This is a genomic window from Gordonia sp. NPDC003422 (assembly GCF_053588675.1).
On record NZ_JBSFQL010000015.1, the window covers coordinates 80,547 to 98,209 of the forward strand.

17 protein-coding genes and 1 pseudogene are annotated in these 17,663 nt (G+C 65.9%); 9 read left to right on the top strand and 9 right to left on the bottom strand.

Going from position 1 to position 17,663, the window contains the following annotated elements; all coding sequences use genetic code 11:
• Positions 1-237: 237 nt before the first annotated feature.
• Positions 238-1,311 (bottom strand): oxygenase MpaB family protein, encoded by a 1,074-nt coding sequence (locus tag ACWDTF_RS14265; protein WP_449754558.1) that lies wholly within the window; start codon positions 1,309-1,311, stop codon positions 238-240.
• 125 nt (positions 1,312-1,436) lie between these two features.
• Between ACWDTF_RS14265 and ACWDTF_RS14270 the strand changes: the two genes are divergently transcribed.
• Positions 1,437-2,027 (top strand): TetR/AcrR family transcriptional regulator, encoded by a 591-nt coding sequence (locus ACWDTF_RS14270; RefSeq protein ID WP_449754532.1) that lies wholly within the window; start codon positions 1,437-1,439, stop codon positions 2,025-2,027.
• A gap of 10 nt (positions 2,028-2,037) precedes the next feature.
• Here the strand turns inward: ACWDTF_RS14270 and ACWDTF_RS14275 are convergent, their stop codons facing one another.
• From ACWDTF_RS14275 to ACWDTF_RS14295, 5 genes and pseudogenes are all read right to left on the bottom strand, one after another.
• A complete protein-coding gene (locus tag ACWDTF_RS14275) occupies positions 2,038-3,297 on the bottom strand; it encodes an MFS transporter (RefSeq protein ID WP_449754533.1) in 1,260 nt (419 codons plus the stop codon).
• A 42-nt stretch (positions 3,298-3,339) separates the two neighbouring features.
• On the bottom strand, positions 3,340-5,229 hold the full coding sequence (locus ACWDTF_RS14280) for a multicopper oxidase family protein (protein WP_449754534.1): 1,890 nt from the start codon (positions 5,227-5,229) through the stop codon (positions 3,340-3,342).
• A 92-nt stretch (positions 5,230-5,321) separates the two neighbouring features.
• Positions 5,322-5,807 (bottom strand): GAF domain-containing protein, encoded by a 486-nt coding sequence (locus ACWDTF_RS14285; protein WP_449754535.1) that lies wholly within the window; start codon positions 5,805-5,807, stop codon positions 5,322-5,324.
• Positions 5,808-5,881: 74 nt separating this feature from the next.
• On the bottom strand, positions 5,882-6,412 hold the full coding sequence (locus ACWDTF_RS14290; protein WP_449754536.1) for a maleylpyruvate isomerase N-terminal domain-containing protein: 531 nt from the start codon (positions 6,410-6,412) through the stop codon (positions 5,882-5,884).
• Positions 6,413-6,528: 116 nt separating this feature from the next.
• A pseudogene (locus tag ACWDTF_RS14295) lies at positions 6,529-6,648 on the bottom strand (maleylpyruvate isomerase N-terminal domain-containing protein); the annotation flags it as partial.
• A 63-nt stretch (positions 6,649-6,711) separates the two neighbouring features.
• On the opposite strand from ACWDTF_RS14295, the gene ACWDTF_RS14300 reads away from it, so the two are divergent.
• On the top strand, positions 6,712-7,155 hold the full coding sequence (locus ACWDTF_RS14300; protein ID WP_355275303.1) for a helix-turn-helix domain-containing protein: 444 nt from the start codon (positions 6,712-6,714) through the stop codon (positions 7,153-7,155).
• 86 nt (positions 7,156-7,241) lie between these two features.
• Positions 7,242-7,490 carry a HepT-like ribonuclease domain-containing protein gene (locus ACWDTF_RS14305; protein ID WP_449754537.1) on the top strand — a complete coding sequence of 83 codons (249 nt, stop codon included), beginning with the start codon at positions 7,242-7,244 and terminating at the stop codon, positions 7,488-7,490.
• Positions 7,491-7,530: 40 nt separating this feature from the next.
• On the opposite strand, the gene ACWDTF_RS14310 is transcribed toward ACWDTF_RS14305, so the two are convergent.
• Complete coding sequence (locus ACWDTF_RS14310; protein WP_449754538.1) at positions 7,531-8,274, bottom strand: maleate cis-trans isomerase family protein; 744 nt, start codon at positions 8,272-8,274, stop codon at positions 7,531-7,533.
• Positions 8,271-8,831 (bottom strand): TetR/AcrR family transcriptional regulator, encoded by a 561-nt coding sequence (locus ACWDTF_RS14315; RefSeq protein ID WP_240862137.1) that lies wholly within the window; start codon positions 8,829-8,831, stop codon positions 8,271-8,273. The genes ACWDTF_RS14310 and ACWDTF_RS14315 overlap by 4 nt, the downstream gene beginning before the upstream one ends.
• A 90-nt stretch (positions 8,832-8,921) precedes the next feature.
• Between ACWDTF_RS14315 and ACWDTF_RS14320 the strand changes: the two genes are divergently transcribed.
• Both ACWDTF_RS14320 and ACWDTF_RS14325 read left to right on the top strand, forming a co-directional pair.
• Positions 8,922-9,815: a DUF4437 domain-containing protein gene (locus tag ACWDTF_RS14320; protein WP_449754539.1), complete on the top strand. Its 894-nt coding sequence runs from the start codon at positions 8,922-8,924 to the stop codon at positions 9,813-9,815.
• Between the two features lie 123 nt (positions 9,816-9,938).
• Entirely contained in the window at positions 9,939-11,294 is a 1,356-nt protein-coding gene (locus ACWDTF_RS14325; RefSeq protein ID WP_449754540.1) for a diacylglycerol kinase family protein, read from the top strand.
• Here ACWDTF_RS14325 and ACWDTF_RS14330 read toward each other — a convergent pair.
• Positions 11,273-12,538, bottom strand: coding sequence for an APC family permease (locus tag ACWDTF_RS14330; protein ID WP_308221089.1), 1,266 nt, complete (start codon positions 12,536-12,538; stop codon positions 11,273-11,275). The genes ACWDTF_RS14325 and ACWDTF_RS14330 overlap by 22 nt on opposite strands.
• A 378-nt stretch (positions 12,539-12,916) precedes the next feature.
• Between ACWDTF_RS14330 and ACWDTF_RS14335 the strand changes: the two genes are divergently transcribed.
• The 4 genes from ACWDTF_RS14335 (at position 12,917) to ACWDTF_RS14350 (ending at position 17,564) form a co-directional block, all read left to right on the top strand.
• A complete protein-coding gene (locus ACWDTF_RS14335; RefSeq protein WP_449754541.1) occupies positions 12,917-15,637 on the top strand; it encodes a cation-translocating P-type ATPase in 2,721 nt (906 codons plus the stop codon).
• Positions 15,638-15,661: 24 nt separating this feature from the next.
• Complete coding sequence (locus ACWDTF_RS14340; RefSeq protein WP_355275294.1) at positions 15,662-16,642, top strand: pseudouridine synthase; 981 nt, start codon at positions 15,662-15,664, stop codon at positions 16,640-16,642.
• Positions 16,643-16,654: 12 nt separating this feature from the next.
• Positions 16,655-17,008, top strand: coding sequence for a Fe-S protein (locus ACWDTF_RS14345; RefSeq protein ID WP_449754542.1), 354 nt, complete (start codon positions 16,655-16,657; stop codon positions 17,006-17,008).
• Between the two features lie 115 nt (positions 17,009-17,123).
• A complete protein-coding gene (locus ACWDTF_RS14350; protein WP_449754543.1) occupies positions 17,124-17,564 on the top strand; it encodes a hypothetical protein in 441 nt (146 codons plus the stop codon).
• The last annotated feature ends 99 nt before the right edge of the window (positions 17,565-17,663 follow it).

Here is a 17,663-nt window from a genome sequence, read left to right on the forward strand (position 1 = left end):
CACAGCCGTATCAGAGATTCAAGGGTGGTTGATGGTTGAGGTTGGGGACAGTGTCAGCTCGCCAAGTGGTTTCGACACGACGCCTCGCCCTTGGGGGCTCGGTGTCGGCTCAACCAGCGGGGGGGTGGGCACCGTGTCGAGATCAACCAGCGGGGGATGGGCACCGTGTCGAGATCCGCCGGATCGAGCCGGTACCGAGCGGAGCGAGGCACCGTGTCGAGATCACCAGCGATGGCCCTACGCCATCGTCGCCTCGACCTCGTCGCGGCTGAGTTCCGGGTCGGTGCCGAGAACGTAACTGGGAACCGTGTGCGGCACGGTGGTTCCGCCTTGAACCCGGCGACGTGACGCGGCAAACTCGGGCGCCTCCCCCATGCTGGCGTGCAGTCCGTTGATGGCGCTCCAGACCGCGCTGCGACGCGCACGCCGTTCGACCGGATTCGGCGGGCGGTACTGCACAAACTGCGCCGCCCACGTGGGCATGGTGTCGCGGATGGCCCAATCCACCGCCGCCTGAGCAGGATTCGTGAGATTGGTGCCGGTCGCCATCGCACTGCCGTGGGTCAGTGCCAGACGCGGGAGATACTCTTCCAGGCAGGCCAGAGTCTCTGCCTTGGTGGTGGGCAGATCGGTACCCCCGAGCGCGTGCCCGACGCGGACGAACTCGCCGTAGTATCGGTCCAGATCGTCGCCACGTAGAGGTCGAGGGTGGTAGATCTCGTGCGCGGTGGCAATTCCCCAGACAACGGTCGCGTAGTTCCACCGCAGCCAGAGCGGATCGTCGGCGTCGTACGGAAGCCCATCTGGCCGAACACCTTTGATGGTGTGATGCATGGCCCGGACGGTTCGGGCAAGACGCTCGGCCGTATCCGTCGTGCCGTAAGCGGTACCGATGAAGAAGGCCAACGAATGCCCTAACCGGATGTTGGCTCCGGCCTGGTCGATCCGGCCCATCGTCGACGTCTGCGACGACTTCTCCACGAGCCGGGAATGATGCATGCCCATCCAGAAGATACTCGGGTCGAGCCGCTCCATGTACGACGCGCACTGCAGTCCGAAAATCAGTGCGGGCGTGTGGGAATGGACATACCACGTGGCACTGTCGGGACCGAACCAGCCCGGGTCGCCGACCGGATCGTCAAAACTCATACCGCGGAAGAACTTGGACTTCACGTTCTCGTCGAACTTCTCGTTGAGCCACTTGCCGATGTACTGATGCGGCAACGCGAACGGCACACGCACCGAGGGCAGCGGCACAGATGGCAGCGGAACGGACGGCAACGACACTGAGGGCAACGACACTGAGGGCAACGACACTGAGCGCACGGACACAACAACCACCCACCTTCTGGTAACAGGTGTGCCCAGAATAACCTTTTGGGTACACCTGTGACCAGACCTTCTTCATAACGATCTGCCGCGCGTATGCTGGTGCGATGTCCAGCCCCACCAGGTGGGCCGGCGTCCGGATGGCGGATCGTCGTGCCGAACGCCGTGAGCAGCTCGTCGCAGCCGCTTTCGACCTGTTCGGATCCGCGGGCGAAGGTGCCCTTTCGGTCCGTTCGGTGTGTCGCGCATGTGGATTCAACAGCCGCTACTTCTACGAGAGCTTCGCCGACACCGACGAACTCCTCGGTGCGGTCTACGATCGCACCGAGGCCGAACTCGCCACGACGATCGAGGGCAAACTCGCTGGGTGCGACGATTCGGTTCGCGCCCGCACTCGCCTCGGCATCCGTTCAGTGCTCGAATTCGGCTCCGCAGATCCGCGTCGTGGGCGCGTCCTGTTCACCGAGGCGCGCGCGAACCCCGTGCTCGCCCAGCGTCGGGCCGCGACCCAGGAACTGCTGCGCGAACTCGCCGTCGCGGAGAACCAGGTGCACGAGCCCGACGCGACCACCAATGGTGTTCGCGCGGCGATGTTCACCGGCGCGATGGCCGAACTCGCCCAACAATGGCTGACCGGAGGCCTCGGCACTGACCTCGATGCTGTGGTCGATGTCGCGGTGAACTTGATGCTCTCCTGACCGACCAGACTCAGACAGTCTGGTCGCGGACCCGGGTCAACCTGCGCACGCCCTCGGGCCCCACTCCGCGGTCAAGTGCGATGATCATTGCAGCACAGCCGATCCCGGATAGTACAAGACTCGCAGCGAAGAGCACCGGATACCCGAACGAGTCACCGACCAGTCCGCCGGCCACACCTGCGATCCCCTGGACGACGACCACGGCGCACGCGAGCAAGGTGTAGTCACTACCGGCGTGATCACGCTCGGCAGCGTCCATCATCACTGTGAACACAGCGACCGTCGCTGCGCCACCGAGGATGTGCTCGGCCAGACTTGCCGACACGATCAGCGCGAAACCGCCCACCCCCGTCGCGGCGAGCAAGTACAGACCGAGACTCGCCGTTTGCGCCACCCCACCGATCAGCAGTGCGTTGCGACGACCGAACCGGAATGCCAACCACCCGCCGAGGGCTGCGCCGCCCAGCGCACCAAGCGACGACAAGGCACCCTTGATCAGCGCGATCTGGGCGCCCGACAGTCCCTCGTCGACCATGAACGGCCCGACGACGGCCGAGCCCATCGAGTCGCCGAACTTAAAGCCGCCGATCAGCAGGATCAGTGCGAACATGCCGGGGCGGCGCAGCCGGCGCCACCAGGAGACGCCCGACGCATCGGGCGTCGACGTCGGCGCAGCGGACCCCCGGATCGACGTCAGCCCGCGCAGCCACCACACCGGAATCGTGGCCGCCAGCAACAGAACCGCCATCGCGACGAAGAGCAATCGCCACCCGGCGATCGAGAACAGCCAAAGCAGACCGCCGCCGCCCACGATCATGCCGATCCGGTACGCGCCGACCTGAATTCCGTTGCCGAGACCGCGTTGTCGTGCGGTCAGCAGTTGCACGGCCAGTCCGTCGGTCGCGATGTCCTGAGTGGCCGACAACAGATTGATGACCGCTATCCCGACCAGCAGCCAGGTCAACGTCGACGACAGGTCCAGGCACGCCAGACCCAGCGCGACGACGACCGACGCGAACTGCAGCGCCAGCAGCCACTGGCGCCGTGTGCCATACCGGTCTACGAACGGCGCCCAGATGAACTTCAGGGCCCACGGCGCGAACAGCAACCCGGTAGCGCTGATCTCGGTGAGCGAGTAGCCCGATCGGCGCAGCACCACCGGCACCGTGCCGGTGAAGAATCCGTACGGCAGACCTTGCGCGAAGTACAGCGCCGACAGAGCCACCACGGTCCCGGCGGCGATCGTGCCCGTGGCCCGTGGCGAGTTCATGCCGACATGGTGGCAGACCCGCCGATGTGACGGCGGACCGAGTCAGTGGTGACCGTGATGACCCGGTCCGTGCATGGGCATCTCGGGGCCCCCGCGACCACCCGAACCCACCACGCGGATGCGCTGCATCATCTCGTTGTCCTCGTGATCGGTGAGGTGGCAGTGCCAGACGTAGCCCTGCAGCTTCTCACCGTTGAGGCCGGTGAAGACCGCGTCGGGGTCGAAGCCGAGCTCGGCCTTGGTCGGCCACCGCACGACGATCCGCGTGACCTGATTGGGCGGGCACCGCACGGTGTCCTTCCACCCGAACTCGTATGGCGCGGGCGCGAACATCCGACTCGTCAGATAGCGCTTCGGATCAGGCGTCCATCGTTTCCCGAACAGCGGGGGCGGATTCTCTGCCAGGTAGCGCACCTTGTCGAAGTCCCATCGCCCGACGACCCGGAACTGGACAAGATGCAGATGCATCGCGTGTGACTGCATGGTCGCGTCCGCGTTCACCAGATCCCAGCACTCGGTGGCGCCCTGCTCGGCGTGTTCGAAGTCGTTGGTATGGAACGGAACATTGTTGAGATTCATTGTGAGCACACTCAGCCACGACAACTGCTGCGGGTTCAGTGTCACATTCAGGGTGGCGACGCGATGCCGGTCGTGCCCGGCGTGACGCCTCGGCAATGCGGCGGGCTGGTTGCGCGCACCCCTGAGGCGTTCGGGAATCCGCCGATACCGGCCACGTGCGGAGCCGACGTCGAAGCGCACCACTGATCGGATCAGCTTGGCGCCATTGACCTGTCCGGCCCACGAGATCTGCATGGTGTTGATCAACTGCACCCGCTCGCCGGGTGCACGATCGCTGAAATCGATCAGGATGTCGTAACGTTCGGCAGCGCCGACATTCAACGCCGACACCAGCACCGGCGCGTCGAGCAGACCACCGTCGCTCCCGATCACCCAGAACGGCGAGCCGTCGGACAGGGCGAGCCGATAGTCGTTGAGTTGGCTGGCGCTGAGTATCCGGAAGCGGTAGACACCGCGGTCGACCGACATCTTGGGCCACGCCTTGCCGTTCACCACCATCGTGTCCCCTGCCATCCCACCCGACCAATGGCCCGGCATGACGGTCGGAGTGTTGTCGTAGCGCAGTCGCCCATTGGGGTAGAACACCTTGTCGCACATGATGAGTGCGGTCTCGTACTCACCGGTGGGCAGGCCGAGGGGATTGTCGGGTTCGCCGGTGTCCCACTCGTCACGGACGTGGTAGTGCGCGGTCAGCCCAGCATAGACGGACAGCCGCGTCGTACCCATCGAATGGTCGTGGTACCACAGGGGCGCCGCGTGTGGCGGGTTCGTGAAGCGGTAGGTGACCGACCGCCCGAGCCGGAACGGCGACGTCGGAAAACCGTCCTCGGCAGGATGGTTGGGCGCGCCGTGCAGGTGGATGACCAGCGGCGGCCGATGCCGATCCATCTCCGAGACCCCATGCAGGCTGGGGTCGACGTCGACGGCCATGGGGTGGGTACGCATCTGGTTGACGAAGGTGATCTGGGGCTGCTCCCCCGCCATCGTCTCGATCGTCGGGCCGTGGTGCGACAGCCCGCCGAACCCGACGCTGGGCGCGGGGTCGAGGTCCCGATGGAAACGGTGCAACGCTCCCGCGGCCACCAGACGTCGTGGTGCCTTGATCAGTGGCAGCCGCGGCAGTTCATCGACGAACTTGGCGAGCGGCGGCGAGTGATAACTGAAGAAGGGGATGCCGGGAACGCTCGGCTGCTCGTGGTTGAGCGGCGGTGAATACGGTTGCGGTGCAGCAGATGCCGCACCTGGAGCGAAGGCGAACGCACCCGCCGCCCCAGCCACCTGCAGAAATGTACGTCGCCCGAGAACGCCGCCGCCGCAATGATCTGGCATTCCGCCGGCTTCCTCGTTGACCATTCGGCCACCACCCCCGTGCGTCGTGAACTCGTCGTCGGGCTGAGTGTAGGCAGACTTTCTGGTTCTGTTTTCAGTTTCAGCAATTTTGACGGTCAGCGCTGACTGTCGAGCAGTATGCCGGCGATCCGTTCGAGTCCCGCCTGGTCGGCGTCGTCAAACCTGGCGGGAACCGGACTGTCGAGGTCGAAGACACCGATCAGATCGCCGTTCTTGATCAGTGGTACCACCAGTTCGGACCGGCTCGCCGCATCGCAGGCGATGTGGTCGGGCACGGCGTGGACGTCGTCGACCCGCTGCGTGACTCCCGACCGCGCAGCAGCCCCGCACACACCTCGATCGAGCGGGATGCGCACGCAGGCCGGTTTCCCCTGGAATGGACCGACCACCAACTCCTCGCCGTCGAAGAGGTAGAAGCCCACCCAGTTGAGTTGCGGCAGCGAATGAAAGACCAGGGCCGATAGGTTCGATGCGTTGGCGATGAGGTCGGACTCCCCGGCCACCAGGGATCGCGCGGCATCGACAAGTTCGTCGTATCGCTGCGTTGCCGATCCGACCAGTGCAGGGATCTCAAAGCTCATGTGGTCGGAGTATCCACGGCGACCGAGGTCAGGTCAATGCCCGCGGCATCTTGCGATCCAGGCGATGAGAACCCTCACATACCTTGCGTGACAACCGCATCGAGAAGATCGATGATTCTCTGCTCGCCGGTGCGGTGCGCGCGGCCGCCCCGTGTCCACACCCACAGGGCCAGGTCGGCAACCGGGGCACCGACCGACGCCGCGGGACCACCGCCGCCGGCGCGCACCGCCCGCGGACCACCCACCGTCCCATCACCACGCAACCACTCCCCGACCTCGACGTTCCACCGCGCTCCGGTGTCGTCGGCGGCGAGCTCGACCACCCCGCCGGGCCGCCACTCGGCGCCGTCGGGCATCCAGCCCCACATCACGTCGACGGCATGATCGATTGCCCCGGCCGCTACGTCGGGCGCCAATAGCGTCACCGGTGCGCCGGCGGCGAGCTCCGCGTCCACGCGATGCATGGTGGCCTCGTAGGTCTGCATGCGGCGCGTGAACCCGACCGGCTGGTCCGCCGGCCACCACGACCAGCACGGCTCGTCGTCGGCTCGGCGTTCGAGTTGGTCGAGCAGTGCAGCGGTCGCCTCGGCCCGCAGCGGAAGCATTGCCGCGACCGTGTCGGGACGGGCGGGCTTCGCGGCCTCGACGGCCTCGAGTTCGGCCCCGTCGAGAACTCCCGACCCAGGATCTCTGCCCAGAAGACATGAACGTTGACCAAGTGCCACAGCAAGTCCGCCGCCGACCACTCAGGACACGTGGGACACGGCGCGTCCGGATTCACATCGGAGAGCACCTCGGCGAACCGCTCTGATTCGGCGGCAATGACAGCAAGCCGATCCATCTGCCCATCGTGACACAACTTTGATCTGGAGCAGGGGTTATATCATGCGATATTATGGCACGCGTGGCCAATCAGATTCGAGAGCTGCGGGAAGCCGCCGGGTTGAGTCAAGCCGAACTCGCCCGACGATCGGGCGTTGCCCAGCCGAACATCGCAGCGTACGAGTCTGGAAGACGCCGCGCGTCGGAGGAGATGATCGAACGATTGCGGGCGTCGGCGCGGCCACTTCCGCACGAGGCGTTGGCAACGCACCGAGTCGAGCTCAGGGAGCTCGCCGAAGAGTTCGGCCTCAGTAACGCCCGCGTGTTCGGCTCGGCCGCCCGCGGCACCGATCGGCCGGGCAGCGTCCTCGACCTTCTTGTCACTCGTTCGGAAGGTACCGGCCTTCTCACTCTCGCCGCGTTCGCGGTCGCCGCCGGTGAACTACTCGGTGTTGAGGTGGATGTGGTGTCGGACGGTGGCCTTCGCCCCGACCACGACATTCTCGCCACCGCGGTTGCAATATGAATTCCCGTGACGCATCAATTCTGCGAGAGATCGTTCGACTCTGCGGCATTGGGGCCCACCTGGTCGCGCGTGGTCACGAGTGGTACATGGGAGACGTCGACAACGTACCGGGACTCGCCGCGGAGTCGCTGATCGTGAAGATCGGTGAGAACGTCGCCCGACTCAGCGCCGAAACCACCGAAGCGCATCCCGAAGTGCCGTGGTCGCTGATCAAACCGATGCGAGATCGCCTCGCGCACCACTACGACGGAACCGACTACGGCGCGGTCTGGGATACCCTCGTCGTCGACCTGCCGGCGATCAGCGACTACCTCCGACCTCTGCGTCAGCGCTAGCAGGAACACACACCCTAGGCCGAAGGAAGTACTCTTCGAATCAGTACTCGCGCAACAACTGTCCGCACCCCTTGACCTGGTCGGCGATGCCGTGATCGCGAAGCGCGTGCCACAGGGTTGCGGAGTTGATGGCGACCACCGGCTTGCCCAGTTCGGCTTCGAGTTCGTCGGCGAGCCCGACGAACGAGAGGTTGGTGCCCACCTGGACGATGGCGTCGACGTCGGGTCCGTCGAGTTCGGCGACCACCTCGCGCAGCCGGGGCACATCGACGCGGGCGATGTCCATCGCAGTGCGACAACGCAATCCGGTGATGGCGGCGACATCGAAGCCCGCTTCGGTGAAGAACCGGCCGACCTCGACGTCGGCGATCGGCTGGTACGGCGAGAACACCGCGATACGACGTGCACCGAGTGTCTCGAGGGCTGCGCGGCACGAGCTGGCCCCGGTGGTGACGGGCAGTCCGGTCCGATCGCGAAGCCGCTGCTCGAACGCCGCGTTTCGGTCGACGCCACCCCAGAAGGTCTCCGCAGACATCCCCATGACCATTCGGTCGGGCTCCGCGGTGAGGACGTCGCGCACCGCGTCGTCGATGGAGGCGCGAATCTGTCCGAGCAGCGCCTCGAATCCCGCGTTGTCGTCCATCACCGGATGCGGGATGTACATCGAACCGGCCCGGAACGCGACACCGTCGATGTCGCTGCGCCAATAGTCGTGTTCCACAACGGTATTGGTACTCGGAACGATCACTCCGAACACAGCCCGTGAGCCGACGACGTTGGTCATGACACCTCTATTCCAGCGAAATGAAGATCGACCGCGCGGTGTGCGCGGGATCTGTTGGGCTGCCGGCCCAGCAGTAGGGCGTCGACAAGTAGTGGGGAGACGACGGCGGTCACCGCGTCGTCGGCGAGTATCCGCACCAGGCCACTGCTGCGGGCGATCGATTGGAAAGGGGCGAGCAGGTCGTCGACGTAGCGCTGACGAAGATCGACCGCAGCCGAGTCGGTGGCCGCCAACGCGGCGAGAGCTTGCAGGAAGGCACCAACAGGCTTGTCCCGCAGGCGATCACACAGTGCGTCGACCTCCGCGTGCAGATCCTGCACCGGGTCGCCGGTGTGGGTCTGCGCGGGTGTCGGCGCGACGTCGATCAACGCCGACAGCACGTCGATCGGCGTCGCCCAGTGGCGGTAGATGGTGGAGCGTGACACCCCGGTCACCTGATGCAACCGCTGAGCCGTGAGCGCGGCGGCCCCCTCGATGAGCAGGAGGTCGAGTGCCGCGGTCAGCACCACCTCGGTCGTGTCGGCGGCGGGTCCCGCCGGTCGTCCTGTCTTGGTCACGGATTTAACGATACATGTTGCACCGTTAATCGGATACCGATACAGTTTGGATCGTTAACTCCTTACCGACCGAACACATGGGGGGGTCCGATGCGACCACATGTCGAGACCATCGACGAACGCGATCTGCTGTGGCACATCGCAGAATTCGAGCACGCCACCGGGACCGCGAAGCAACGCAACCTGTGCTACGACGAGGAGGACGGCTCCGCGTCGCTCAAGGTGCACTTCACCAGCGACTGGTCGCGCCCGGCCGGCGTGCATTCGGCGGAGACCGAGTGGTATGTGCTGTCCGGCGAGGTGACGATCGGTGACACCGTGCTGGGCCCAGAGGGCTATTGGCACGCGCCGATCGGTGTCTGGACGCCGCCGATCACGGTGAAGGAGGGCACCGAGATCCTGCTGTGGCGCGAGTTCGGCGACTGGACGTTCGAGCCCCGCGACTCCGATCTCGCATCGGTCCGCGCCGATCAGCAGCTGATCGTGCTGCCGACCGCCGACATGCCGTGGATCGACGTCAAGGACGGCAGCCCGATGCGCTTCGACCCCGGCGGCACGCCGGTACCCGGCCTGTACATCAAGCTGCTCCACCGCGACGAGAAGACCGGCTTCTACACGCGTCTGATCAAGGCGAAGCCCGGGTGGCGCGAACACCCCCTCGCCCACCACCCATGCAGCGAGGAGGCGTACTGCCTCGAAGGCGGATTCGAGTACAGCTTCGGCACGATGTGGCCCGGCACCTACTTCTGGCGTCCGGCCTTTGTCCGGCACGGCGACTTCACCGCGCACCACGAGCTCGGCTGCACCTGGATTCTGCGGTCCGACAAGGACCTCGTCGACTGGTACACCGAGGACGCCAAGATCGAGATGCTCGGCACCCCGACCAACTGGGGCGAGGGCTACCCGCACACGGCTGCACCCCGCCCGGTGCAGCCGGTCCGCTCCCGCAGCATCGGACCCTGGGCGGATCCCACCTATCAGTGACAGCTGACGTGCGGGCCGCCGAACCGAGTCCGACGGCCCGCATCCGTCCGCCACCACCGGAAATGTGACACGATCACCGGTGGCCGCGATCACCGGCCGTGGGACGGAACGGGGTGAACGATGGTGAGCATCGAACGTCGAGTGAGTGCAGTGATCGCTCTGGTCGGTGTCTCCGCGGTCGGTGTTCTGCTCATCGCCTTCCTGATCCGGAGTGGTCTCTCGGTCCTGATCGGCCTGATCGGCTTCGCCATCACCGTCGCCGGGGCATGGTGGGTGATCACCGAGCGTGCCGTTCGGCGGATTCTGGGCGCCGTCGCGATCGTCGTCGGCCTGATCATCATCGCTCTCGGACTGGCCCACGTGGTGTCGACCACCGACGGAATGGCCTTCCGCCTGTTCATCGCCATTCTCATCCTGGCCATTTCGACCGCGGCAGCGCGTTACGCGCTCGCGCCGACGATTCGGGAGTTGACTTCGGCAGTCCCCCAGGCGGCACGGCGCCCCGAAAAGCCCGTCCTGATCTGCAATCCGAAGTCCGGGGACGGGAAGGTCGAGCGTTTCGGCGTGGTCGCGGCCGCGCACGAGTTGGGTGTCGAGACGATCATCCTCGGCCCCGACGACGACCTCGAGCAGCTGGCGCGCGACGCCGTGGCCCGCGGCGCGGACTGCCTGGGCATGGCCGGCGGTGACGGATCGCAGGCCCTCGTCGCATCGGTGGCGATCGAGCACGACATCCCGTTCGTGTGTGTCAGCGCCGGGACGCGCAATCACTTCGCGCTCGACCTCGGACTCGATCGCGAGGACCCGCTGTCGACCCTCCGGGCATTCACCGACGGGATCGAGCGTCGCGTCGACTACGCCACCATGGACGATCGTCTGTTCGTCAACAACGTGTCGCTGGGCGTGTACGCGACGGTCGTCCAGCAGGAGTCCTACCGCGCCGACAAGGCCGGCACCGCCGCAGCCATGCTGCCCGAACTCCTCGGCAGCACCGCGGAACCCTTCGACCTGCAATTCACCACACCGTCCGGTCAAGAGATCGATGGCGCGTTCATGATCCTGGTGTCCAACAACCCCTATGCCGCGACCTTCTCACCCGACAGCGCAACACGACGAAGCATGGACACCGGCCAACTCGGGGTGATCGCAGTGTCGACGGCGACGAGTGCCGACGCGGTGCGGCTGATGACGATGTCGGCGATCGGGCTCCGCAAGGCGAGTCCGTTCTGGCATGAATTCACCACCGAGAGCTTGGAGATCCGGTCCCGTAGCGGTCGAGCCTTCGCCGGCGTCGACGGCGAGGCGCTCGATCTGCCCACGCCGATGCATTTCCAGATTCACGCAGAGGGACTGCGACTTCGCGTACCGGCGGAGAACAGCATTGCGGCTGCCCGCCGGAAGGCCCGCGACGTGAGTACGCGGGCATTGCTACAGGTTGCCGCGGGGCATCAACCGGATCAGGTTCGACGAACTGCGTAGATCACAGCGCCCACCGCAACGGCCGCGACTCCCGTCAGCACCGCCGATCCCGGCAAGGTGAAGGCCAACACCACGCAACCTCCACAACCGACAGCGGGTATCACTCTGCGGGGTATCAGTCTGCGGGGCATCAGTCTGCGGGGCCGGCCCGCCTCGGACGGGAGCGTCCAGGCGCAAGCATTGGCGATCGCGTAGTAGAGCAGCACTCCGAAAGACGAAAACCCGATCGCCGCCGAGAGGTCGGCGAACGCCGCCACGGCGGCTACCACCGCACCCACCACGAGCTCCGCGTGATGCGGGACGTGGAATCGCGGATGCACCGCCGACAGTGCACGCGGAAAGTGCCCGTCACGCGCCATCGCCAGCGTCGTGCGCGACACCCCGAGCATAAGCGCAAGCAACGACCCCACGGCTGCCACCACGGCCCCCACGCGGACGACGGGCTCGAGCCAGTCGGCCCCGGCCGCATGCACCACCGCCGCCAAGGGTACGTCGGCGGAGGCGAGCGCTGCCGGACCCAAGACCATCAGTGCGGCGGCCGCGACCGCGGCGTACACGACGAGGGTGATGGCGAGAGCCAATGCGATCGCACGGGGGATTGTGCGCCGTGGATCGCGCACTTCCTCGCCGAGGGTGGCGATCCGCGCATAGCCTGCGAACGCGAAGAACAGCAGACCTGCGCCCTGCAGGATGCCGCCCACAGTGACGTCGGAGTTCGGAAGGAGCAGCGAAGGATCCGCTGCTCCAGAGCCCAACGCCGAGACCACCACTCCGGCCAGGATTGCGAGCACCACTGCCACGATGATGCGCGTCGCGAACGCCGAGCGCTGCACCCCGCAATAGTTCACCGCGGTCACCACGATCACCGACACCGCGGCAACCGCATGCGCGTACTCGGGCCACGCGTAGGTGCCGACCGTCAGCGCCATGGCCGCGCACGATGCGGTCTTGCCGACCACGAAACTCCACCCGGCGAGATATCCCCAGAATTCGCCGAGCCGTTCCCGTCCGTACACATAGGTCCCGCCCGAAACGGGGTAGCGCGCGGCCAATCTCGCCGACGATGTGGCATTGCAGTATGCGACCACCGCAGCCACGAGAAGTCCGATCAGCAGTCCTGACCCAGCGGCCTGAGCGGCCGGAGCGAGGACCGCGAAAACGCCCGCACCCAGCATCGACCCCAGACCGACCAGCACCGCATCGCCAACTCCCAGGCTGCGCCGCAACTCTCCACCCGCAGTCACTGTCCCCGCCTCCGTTGCAACTGAAGTCGACCCCTGGATCGAAAGCCTAGTCGGACACCTCGTCCGCGAGCGCGTTCCCGCCATCGTGACCTCCCATCACCCGTGGTGGCGGGAGTCGCGCCTTCTGGGTTGTGCAGTAAGACCCGCTGCGGAGCAGTCAGATAACAGCAGAACCAGCGAAAGTGAACGACTCAGGACTCTGAGCAGGGCGGCGCCGGCGACATTACGCGACTGGCATGGTCTCATCCGGTCCGAGTGAGAAGTGTCTGCGGCCCACCGATCGTGACCGATGTTGTGCATCATGATTCCATGCCACACGGACCACTGCCGCCCGGTGCCAGCGGTCCGGTCAGCGCAACATCGAGAGGATGCACGAGAATGACCGCCGCCAGCGATGCCCCCACCCACCAGCACCAGCCATATCTGCTCAAGGCAGCCGCCGTGACGGACCAGGCGGGCGTCAACCCCGAACTCGGTCTGATCGCAACCGACGCGGCAGCACGTCTGGACCAATACGGGCCGAATCAAGTGACCGCCGAACCGCCTCCCACGCTGTGGGCGGTGTCCCGCGGTCAACTCGCGAACCCGATGAACATCATGCTGCTCATCGTGGCGGTCGCAAGCTTCGCGATCGGACAGTTCGCGACCGGGTTCGTGGTGGCGTTCCTGGTCGGATTCAACGTGGTGATGGGCACCCGACAGGAGATGAAGGCCCAGGCCAGCGTCGATGCCCTGGCACATCTTCAAGTGCCGCAAGCCCGTGTGCGGCGTGACGGCCAGGTCGCCGAGGTGGCGGCTGCAGACCTCGTTCCCGGCGACGTCGTGCTCGTCGAAGCGGGCGACTTGGTGCCCGCCGACGGTCGGCTCATCACGTCGGCCACCTTGGAGGTGCAGGAAGCCGCGCTGACCGGCGAAAGCGCACCCGTCGCCAAGGATCCGGCGGTCATCGACGCCGATGAGGTCGCGCTCGGCGACCGCACCAACATGGTGTTCCAGAACACCCAGGTCACCCGAGGGTCCGCTGTTTTCGTGGTCACCTCCACCGGCGCGTCGACCCAGATGGGCCAGATCGCCGACATGGTCACGGCCACCAAACGCACCCGATCTCCGCTCCAGCGTGAGCTCGACGGGATGACCAAGGTCTTCGGGTTCCTCGCGTGGGGAGCTGTCGCCGTGATCGGCATCGTTGGAATCGCGCGCGGGCAGGATGGCGAAACCCTTGCTCTGCTGTGCATCTCGACCGCGATCGCGTCGATCCCGACCGGCCTGCCAACCTTTGTGCAGACGATGCTGTCCTCTGGCGCACAACACCTGGCCGAGGAGAAGGCAGTGGTGAAGTCGCTCGCCGACGTCGAAACCCTGGGCGGGACCACTGTCATCAACTCCGACAAGACCGGCACTCTCACCATGAACGCCATGACGGTCACCTCGCTCTACGCGGGCGACCAGTGGTTCACGGTGGAAGGATCGGGCTACTCCAAGACGGGCACAATCCTCGGCGCCGCAGGCACATTGCCCGACTTCACTCCCCTCGCACTGGGGCTGGCCTTGTGTTCGGATGCCACCGTCGCCGACGACGGATCGGTCATCGGCGATCCAACGGAGGCGGCGCTCGTCGTGCTCGCGGCGAAGATGAGCGTGGACGCCGAGACCACCCGCCGAGCGATTCCTCGCTTGACCGAGGTCCCCTTCGACTCGGACTACAAGTTCATGGCGACTTTCCACGACCGGCCACCGCAGCTGACCAGCAAGGTGGTCGACGATCCGCACTTCGTGGTCGTCAAAGGTGGCCCCGACGTCGTTCTCGATCGGTGTTCGTCAGCGCTGCACAACGGTGAGATCGTCCCGGTCGAGGACATGCGTCAGAAGATCCTCGACGCCAACCGGGAACTGTCGGAGAAAGGCCTGCGCGTGCTCGCGTTTGCGGCAAATGGTCTCGACGACGCCGGAATGCGAGCGGCACAAGATGATCCGATGGCGGCGGTTGCGGACCTCGTACTCGTCGGGCTCGTCGGCATCATCGACCCCCTGCGCACCGAGGCCACCGACGCGGTACACACAGCCCTCGGTGCCGGCATCGACGTCCGCATGATCACCGGTGATCACACCATCACGGCCCGCGCGATCGCCGACCAGTTGGGCCTGGGGCCGGGCGTCATCACCGGCACCGACCTGCAGCGCCTCGGCGACGACGAGGTCAAGGCCAAGCTCCCCGACCTGCATGTCTTCGGGCGGGTCGCCCCAGAGGACAAGCTCCGTCTGGCCCGCCTGATGCAGGAGCAGGGTGACATCGTCGCGATGACCGGCGACGCGGTGAATGACGCCGCCGCTCTCAAACAGGCCGACATCGGCGTCGCGATGGGCAGTGGCTCCGAAGTCTCCAAGCAGGCCGCGAAGATCGTTCTGACCGACGACAACTTCGCGACTCTGGTGCGCGCGGTGGAACTCGGCCGCGACATCTATCGGCGGATCTCGTCCTACATCAGGCTCCAGCTGACGATCCTGTCGTCGGTGCTGCAGCTGATGGTGTTCGCGACGATCCTGAACATCAACGGCGGCGTCGCGATGCTCCCGATGCAACTGCTGTTCTGCAAATTCTTCGTCGTGGTCACCGTGGTCGTCGGATTCATCGTCGACGTGCCCGATCCGGGCGTGATGGAGCGCCCGCCGCGTGCGCCGGGCACCCGTATCGTCAACGGTGCCCAGATCGCTCGATGGGTGGCCAGCGGCTTCCTGATCGCGGCGTCCGCGCTGGCGGTGCTGCAGTGGGGTCCCGACGAGCCGTCCGCCGACGCCGGGTCGTCGTCGATGACGATGGCATTCGCGGTCGTCGCGCTGAGCGGCGTCAACCTCGGCGTGATCATGCGGCGGGAGAAGCAGGCACCGTGGACTCAGCCGATGTTCCCGTACTTCGGGTGGCTCATTGCCGGCTGGTCGCTCACCTGGGCGGCCGTCGAACTCGGCATGCTCCAGCGTCTGCTCGACACCGTCTCGCTCACTGGCGGACAGTGGTTGGTGGTGGTGGGACTGTCGTTGATCGCACCGGCTTTCGTCGGTGTCGACAAGGCCATCACGATGCGGAAACTCACCGACAGGTGACATCGCAGGTCGGCGGACGATGCGATGATCGTGTCCATGCCGATGCCCGCGCCTCTTCCCGTCCGGGACGGCGTCGGGCCGACACGCCTGCGCGTTCCCGCATCTGGACCGTGGGCCACGCTCGCTGAGTACGTGGTGGCCAAATTCGACCACCTCGACGCCGACGAACTGTTCCGCCGGTTCGATGCCGGTGAGATCGTGGGTGCCGACGGCACACCGATCGCCCGCGAGACTCCTTTGGGCGCACACACGTTCATCTGGTATTACCGGGATCTGCCCGCCGAGGAACCCGTGCCGTTTCACGAAGAGATCCTGCATGCCGACGACGACCTCGTCGTGATCGACAAGCCACACTTCTTGCCGACGACGCCCGGCGGCCGGTACCTGCGCGAATCGGCGCTCGTCCGGCTGCGCATCCGCCTCGACAACCCCGATCTGACACCGATCCATCGACTCGACCGTGCGACGGCGGGCCTGGTGATGTTCTCCGCCCGACCGGCCACACGCGGCGCCTACCAATCGCTCTTCGAGAAGCGACAGGTGGCCAAGGTGTACGAGGCGGTGTCGGCCCGGCCGCCGGACTGGGACCCCGACCGTCCGATGCTGGCCGGACGGCCCCTTCCGCTGGTCTATCGCAATCACATCGAGGCACGACGCGGCGAGTTGCGCGTCGTCGTCGACGAGTCACGAGTGCCCAACTCGGAAACGGAGGTCGACGTGCTCGGTTACGGAGTGAGCGCGTCGGGACGGGCTGTGCTGCATACGATTCTGCGCCCGCACACCGGGCGGATGCACCAGTTGCGCGTGCATTTGGCGGCGCTCGGGGCGAGCATCCTGGGTGATCGGTGGTACCCGGATCTCCTACCCGAAGAGCCCGACGATCACTCACTCCCCCTCCAGTTGCTGGCTCGGCAAGTGGACTTCACCGACCCGCTGTCGGGGGCGCCCCGGCGATTCGTCACACATCGCACACTCAGCGAGGCGCCCATGCGCCCAACACCGTGAAATCCTGACACCATGGATGTACTACGCAGCGTCGTCGTGCTTGTGCACATCGTCGGTTTCGCGATCACCTTCGGCGCGCTCGTCGCCGAGGCAGTTGCGGCGCGCTGGCGCTTCACGAAACTGATGGACTACGGCCTGCTGCTATCGCTGATCACAGGGCTCGTCTTGGCCGCGCCGTGGCCCGACGGTATCCATCTCAACTACGTCAAGATCGGTGTGAAGCTGACGATCCTCGTGATTCTCGGTGGAATCCTCGGCATGGGTGCCGCCCGCCAACGCAGGACCGGCGTGGCTGTTCCGCGGCCACTGTTCGTCACCGCCCTGCTGCTGTCGCTGTCGGCTGCAGCCATCGCCGTGATCTGGTGATCGTCGGCGAGTCTGAACGTTTGGCGAATCAACCGCGATCGGCGCCGACCCGTGCTTACCGTGGGGATCCGTACGTGTCGAGGGCGTGCGTCCCAACAACCGAGGAGAAGTCATCGTGTCTGTGAAATCCGTCTGGAAGGGCGCACTCGCCACCGCAGGCGTCGCCGTCGGCGCAACCGCATTGACCATCGGGCTGGCAGCTCCGGCCAACGCGGCGGTCACGTCGGTCAGGATCATGCCCACGGGTCAGACAGTCAGTTCGTCGGACGCGATGGTCGGGACGAGTTGCACGTATGCCGTCAGCGCCAAGGTCACCAATGACCGGCCCGTCACGGTGGTCGCGGCCCGACGGCTGGGCCCCAATCAGGCAGCCACCGTGTTCCTGGCCACCAACAAGCGACCCATGAATGGCATGTTGACCGCCTACTGGACACCCAAGGTGCCGGGCACCTACTACGTGAGCGCCTTCCAATACGGCGACCGCTCACGGCCGCCGATCAAGACGATCAAGGTCGGCTCGGGCATCAACCTCTCCGGCACCTGCATCGTCCTCTGACGCCGTCGGACAGAGCACAACCAATCACCCCCTCCACCCACGGGTGGACATGCAACTCCATCCGTGGGCGGAGCGAGATTCCACCTGCAGCCCGCTGAT